We start from the raw sequence: 5,195 nt of genomic DNA on the forward strand, positions 1-5,195 counted from the left end.
CGGTAGAACGTCAGGTAGTCGGCAACCCGGGTTGCCGACTACCTGACGTTCTACCGACCACCCCGAACTACCGACCAGCCAACGGCGACCGGATCGTGCTGACGGCCGACGGCGTCCACGCCGTCCTGGAGTCCGGCCGCCTGACGCGGCCCGGCGCCCCGGACAACTACGCGCTCGTCGTCGACCTGGACGCCTGACCGAGCCGCTGTCCACGGGCAGTTCTACCCGTTGACCTGCTCGTGGACGCCAACCCACGATGCCCGGCATGAGCAACCCGGTGAACCTCCAGGTCTGGGACGGCGCGGTCAACCTCCGGGACCTCGGCGGCCTCCCGCTGGAGGACGGCGAGGTCACCGTGCACGGCCGCGTCTGGCGGTCCGGCGCGCCTGAGCCGATGACGGCCACCGGCTGGGCGGAGGCGATCGACGACGGGCTCACGACCGTCGTCGATCTACGCAACCCCGCCGAGGTCAAGCAGGCGCGGAGCCTGATGCCCGACGCGGAGCGCCCTGGGGAGGTCGTCACGCACCACACCCCGACCGAGGACCCCGGCGACCCGCACTTCCTGGAGACGTGCGGCCCCTGGCTGGACCACCCGCGCTCCTACGCGCCGAACATCGCGATGTACCCGCACCTGTTCGCCGGCGTGTTCCGCGCGATCGCCGACGCCCCCGGGCCCGTGCTGGTGCACTGCGCCGCGGGCCGCGACCGCACCGGGATGATCACCGCCCTGCTCCTGTCACTGACGGGCGTGGAGCACCAGGCGATCGCGCGCGACTACGAGCGGGCCTTCCGCGGCACCACGCACCGCGGGGGCGGCATCGCCTACGACATCGAGCGGGGCGCCTGGGTGCAGCACCGAGGCGAGACCTGGACCGCCCGCCAGCTCGACAAGCGGGTCGGCGAGCGCCGCGCGGCCCTGCTGGAGTGGCTGGCCGACCTGGACCCCGTGGCCTACCTGCGGTACGCGGGGCTGGACCAGGCGCGGATCACGAGCCTGCGGACGCTCCTGCGGTAGCCGGGCTCTCGTCCGGCCGGTCGGCGGGCAGCTCCAGGGTCATGAACACGCTGTTCGGGTCCGGGACGTAGCTGCCGAACGGGCCGCACTCGACGAACCCGTGGCGCGCGTACAGGCGGCGGGCCGGCGCGAAGTAGTCCTCCGTCCCGGTCTCCAGGCTCACGCGCGGGTACCCGCGCCGCAGGGCCTCCGCCAGCACGGCGCCGAGCAACGCCGACGCGACGCCACGGCCACGCGCTGGACCGGCGGTGCGCATGGACTTGACCTCGCCGTACGCGCCGTCGGGGCCGTCCAGCCGGCTCAGCGCGCCGCACCCCAGGAGCGTGCCGTCGTCGTCCCGAGCGGTCCAGAAGGTGATGGTCGGGGCGAGCAGCGCCGTGTGGTCCAGAGCGTGGACACTCTCGGCGGGCGAGGTGGCGAACATGTCGGTCAGGTGCTCGTCCAGCAGGCGCAGCACGTCGTCGCGGGCGGGGGAGTCGGGGGAGACGTTCACGTGCCCATCCTGCGGGGCGCTCGCCGGTGCGCCGTCCGGATGGCGGGCTCGTGTGGCGCACGTCACGTTCTGCGGGTAGGAATCTCCAGGTGCGCGCACGCCCGCGCGCCGCCTGCCCGGCCGACGAGGTCCGGAGACCGAGGAGAAACGACGATGTCGCTGCCCAGCCCGAGCTACACGATCACCCTGCGCGTGGAGGTGGCCGCCTCGCAGCGCGCCACGAGCACGGTGGTAGCGGCGGTAGCCGACGCCGGGGCGGCGGTCATGGGCGTGGACATCGCGCACTCGACGTCGCACGGCCTGGTCGTGGACGTCACGTGCGACACGATCGACGCGGAGCACGGCGAGCGGGTCGTGGCGGCCGTGAACGCCGTCGACGGCGCGGAGGTGCTCAAGTCGAGCGACTCCACTTTCCTGATGCACCTGGGCGGCAAGATCGAGGTCACGAACAAGGTGCCGCTCAAGACGCGCCGCGACCTGTCGCGCGCGTACACCCCGGGGGTTGCGCGGGTGTGCCTGGCGATCGCGGACAAGCCCGAGGACGCGCGCCGGCTGACGATCAAGCGCAACACGGTCGCGGTGGTCACGGACGGCACGGCGGTGCTGGGCCTGGGCGACATCGGTCCTGCCGCGGCGCTGCCCGTGATGGAGGGCAAGGCGGCGCTGTTCAAGGAGTTCGGCGGGGTGGACGCCTGGCCGGTGTGCCTGGACACCACGGACACGGACGAGATCGTGCGGATCGTCAAGGCGATCGCGCCCGTCTACGGGGGCGTGAACCTGGAGGACATCGCCGCGCCGCGCTGCTTCGAGATCGAGGCGCGGCTGCGCGAGGAGCTGGACATCCCCGTCTTCCACGACGACCAGCACGGCACGGCGATCGTGGTGCTGGCGGCGCTGGTCAACGCACTGAAGGTGGTGGGCAAGGATCTGGCGGACGTGCGGATCGTGGTGTCCGGCGTCGGCGCGGCGGGCAACGCGATCATCCGGCTCCTGAAGGCGCAGGGCGCGCGGCATATCGTGGCATTCGGCCGGGACGGCGCGCTGCACCCGGGCGTGGTCACCGACGACCCGCACCGCCGCTGGCTGGTGGACAACACCAACGTCGACGGCTTCTCCGGCACGCTGCAGGAAGGGCTCAAGGGCGCCGACGTGTTCGTCGGGGTCTCGGCGGGCGGGATCCTGTCGGGCGCGGACGTGGCGCAGATGGCGCAGGACGCGATCGTGTTCGCGCTGGCCAACCCGACCCCCGAGGTGGACCCCCTGGAGGCGGCCGAGACCGCCGCGGTGGTGGCCACCGGGCGCAGCGACTACCCGAACCAGATCAACAACGTGCTGGCCTTCCCGGGCCTGTTCCGCGGGCTGCTGGACACGGGTGCCACGGACATCACCACGGAGCTGCTGCGGGTGGCGGCGGTCGCGATCGCCGACGTCGTCGCGCCGGAGGAGCTGAACAGCGCGTACATCATCCCCGGGGTGTTCGACCACCGGGTCGCGGACGCTGTGGCGGACGCGGTGCGCAAGCAGGTCTGAGCTCCGGGCAGGGGCGTCCGTCCCGGGACGACGAAGGCCCGGCCCGACGGCGATGTGCCGTCGGGCCGGGCCTCTTGCGCTGGGCGCCCCTGGGGGACGGTCAGCCGATGCCGCCGATCGCCTGGTTCACGATGCCGCTGACGACGGCGGCGGTCCCCAGGACGAGGACGAGCAGAGCGCCGGTGGAGGCCACCAGGGGGATCCACCAGCGCACGGGCTCCGGCTGGGTGCGACCGTAGAAGTGGTCGGGCTGCGCGGAGGTGGTGCGGTCGAGGAAGGCGTCGTTGTTGCTCACACTGATACAGACGCCCGGGGAGTCGGAAACGATGCCCCGGTACCGATAACGGTTCGGGAACGTTCCTCTCGTCGCGGGACGGGACGGACGGCCCGGGGGAGTTGAGGTCAGCGTGAAGAACATCGGGTTCCTGTCCTTCGGTCACTGGACACCGCACCCGACGTCGGGCACCCGCTCGGCGTCGGACGCGCTGCTGCAGTCGATCGACCTGGCCGTGGCCGCCGAGGAGCTGGGCGCGGACGGCGCCTACTTCCGGGTGCACCACTTCGCGCGGCAGCTCGCCTCCCCGTTCCCGCTGCTGGCCGCGGTCGGCGCGCGCACCAGCCGCATCGAGATCGGCACCGGCGTCATCGACATGCGGTACGAGAACCCGCTGTACATGGCGGAGGACGCCGGTGCGGCGGACCTGATCTCCGGCGGGCGGCTCCAGCTCGGCATCAGCCGTGGGTCACCCGAGCAGGTCATCGAGGGCTACCGGTACTTCGGCCACGAGCCCGCCCCGAAGGACGCCGGGGGCGCCGACATGGCACGCGAGCACACCGCCCGGTTCCTCCAGGCGCTCGACGGAGAGGGCTTCGCCGAGCCCAACCCACGGCCCATGTTCCCCAACCCGCCGGGCCTGCTGCGCATCGAGCCGCACTCCGAGGGGCTGCGCCGGCGCATCTGGTGGGGTGCGGGCTCCCGTGCCACGGCCGAGTGGACCGCGGCCCAGGGCATGAACCTCATGTCCTCCACGCTGCTGACGGAGGACACCGGCATCCCGTTCCACCGCCTGCAGGCCGAGCAGATCCAGCGGTTCCGCGACGCCTGGGCCGAGGCCGGGCACGAGCACACCCCGCGCGTGTCGGTCAGCCGCAGCATCTTCCCCATCACGGACCAGCGTGACCGGCAGTACTTCGGCATGGAGGTCTACAGCGAGGACCAGGTGGGCCACCTCGACACCGGCCCGGCCCGGTTCGGCAAGACCTACGCGGGCGAGCCGGACGCCCTGATCGACGACCTGCGCGAAGACGAGGCGATCGAGGCCGCCGACACGCTCCTGCTGACCGTGCCCAACCAGCTCGGCGTGGACTACAACGCCCACGTGATCGAGAACATCGTCAAGCACGTGGCACCCGCGCTCGGCTGGCGCTGACGCCCCTGCGGGGGCCGGGCCCGGACAGCGGGTGGGCGAGGATCTCACCCGCCCACCCGCTGTCGGCCCCGCCCCGGCGGTGGGACTCTGACGGACATGAGCATCATCCGCACGCCCGAGCCCGCCCAGGCGACCGGCGCCTGGGCCGAGCAGTACGCCGGGGACCTCGAGGCCCTCGGCTACGTGCCGAGCCACACCCGCGTCATGGCCACCAACCCCCGGGCGCACCAGGCGTTCGAGGCCCTCACCGGCGCCGTCGCGCAGAGCATCGGCCTGCGCCTGTACGAGCTGGTCACCCTCGCCGCCGCTGGCGCCATCGGCTCCGAGGCCTGCCGCCTCGCCCACGGCCGCAAGTCCCGCGGCGTGTTCGACGACGCCCAGCTCGAACGCATCGCGCTCGACTACCACGCCGCCGGCCTCACCGAGCTGGAGGTCGCGGCCATGGAGCTCGCCGAGAAGATCAGCGGCGACTCGGCCGCGATCACCGAGCAGGACACCCTGCGGCTGCGCGAGCTGGGCCTGGACGACCGGCAGATCGTCGACGTCGTCCTGACCGCCGCAGCACGCAACTACTTCAGCCGCGCGCTGCACGCCCTGGCCGTGGTGCCCGACGTGCCGCCGGACCTGCCCGACAGCCTCCGCGAGGCCCTGCTGACGGGGCTGCCGACGTCGGACGGCCGCTAGGCCGCGCAGGGGTTCGCGGCCCGGCCACCGGACGGACCCG

General features: G+C 72.7%; 7 protein-coding genes. 5 read left to right on the top strand and 2 right to left on the bottom strand.

Going from position 1 to position 5,195, the window contains the following annotated elements; all coding sequences use genetic code 11:
- Both PROKR_RS36880 and PROKR_RS08765 read left to right on the top strand, forming a co-directional pair.
- Positions 1-197 (top strand): hypothetical protein (locus PROKR_RS36880; RefSeq protein WP_211240077.1); only part of this gene is annotated, 197 nt, incomplete at its 5' end.
- A gap of 68 nt (positions 198-265) precedes the next feature.
- Positions 266-1,018: a tyrosine-protein phosphatase gene (locus PROKR_RS08765; protein WP_051432808.1), complete on the top strand. Its 753-nt coding sequence runs from the start codon at positions 266-268 to the stop codon at positions 1,016-1,018.
- On the opposite strand, the gene PROKR_RS08770 is transcribed toward PROKR_RS08765, so the two are convergent.
- A complete protein-coding gene (locus PROKR_RS08770; protein WP_036962112.1) occupies positions 990-1,511 on the bottom strand; it encodes a GNAT family N-acetyltransferase in 522 nt (173 codons plus the stop codon). The genes PROKR_RS08765 and PROKR_RS08770 overlap by 29 nt on opposite strands.
- A gap of 153 nt (positions 1,512-1,664) precedes the next feature.
- On the opposite strand from PROKR_RS08770, the gene PROKR_RS08775 reads away from it, so the two are divergent.
- Positions 1,665-3,041, top strand: coding sequence for an NAD-dependent malic enzyme (locus PROKR_RS08775; RefSeq protein ID WP_036962114.1), 1,377 nt, complete (start codon positions 1,665-1,667; stop codon positions 3,039-3,041).
- Positions 3,042-3,141: 100 nt separating this feature from the next.
- On the opposite strand, the gene PROKR_RS08780 is transcribed toward PROKR_RS08775, so the two are convergent.
- Positions 3,142-3,336 carry a hypothetical protein gene (locus PROKR_RS08780; RefSeq protein WP_036962117.1) on the bottom strand — a complete coding sequence of 65 codons (195 nt, stop codon included), beginning with the start codon at positions 3,334-3,336 and terminating at the stop codon, positions 3,142-3,144.
- 112 nt (positions 3,337-3,448) lie between these two features.
- Between PROKR_RS08780 and PROKR_RS08785 the strand changes: the two genes are divergently transcribed.
- Positions 3,449-4,471, top strand: coding sequence for an LLM class flavin-dependent oxidoreductase (locus PROKR_RS08785; protein WP_036962120.1), 1,023 nt, complete (start codon positions 3,449-3,451; stop codon positions 4,469-4,471).
- A 96-nt stretch (positions 4,472-4,567) separates the two neighbouring features.
- The gene (locus PROKR_RS08790; protein WP_036962123.1) at positions 4,568-5,155 is read left to right on the top strand and encodes a carboxymuconolactone decarboxylase family protein; all 588 of its coding nucleotides are present in this window, start codon (positions 4,568-4,570) and stop codon (positions 5,153-5,155) included.
- The last annotated feature ends 40 nt before the right edge of the window (positions 5,156-5,195 follow it).

The organism is Promicromonospora kroppenstedtii DSM 19349 (genome assembly GCF_000515355.1).
Classification (GTDB): Bacteria; Actinomycetota; Actinomycetes; order Actinomycetales; family Cellulomonadaceae; genus Promicromonospora; species Promicromonospora kroppenstedtii.

Excerpts from the sequence above, each read along its gene's own strand:
- PROKR_RS08790 (WP_036962123.1), top strand. The coding sequence starts at position 4,568 with ATGAGCATCATCCGCACGCCCGAGCCCGCCCAGGCGACCGGCGCCTGG.
- PROKR_RS08775 (WP_036962114.1), top strand. The coding sequence starts at position 1,665 with ATGTCGCTGCCCAGCCCGAGCTACACGATCACCCTGCGCGTGGAGGTG.
- PROKR_RS08765 (WP_051432808.1), top strand. The coding sequence starts at position 266 with ATGAGCAACCCGGTGAACCTCCAGGTCTGGGACGGCGCGGTCAACCTC.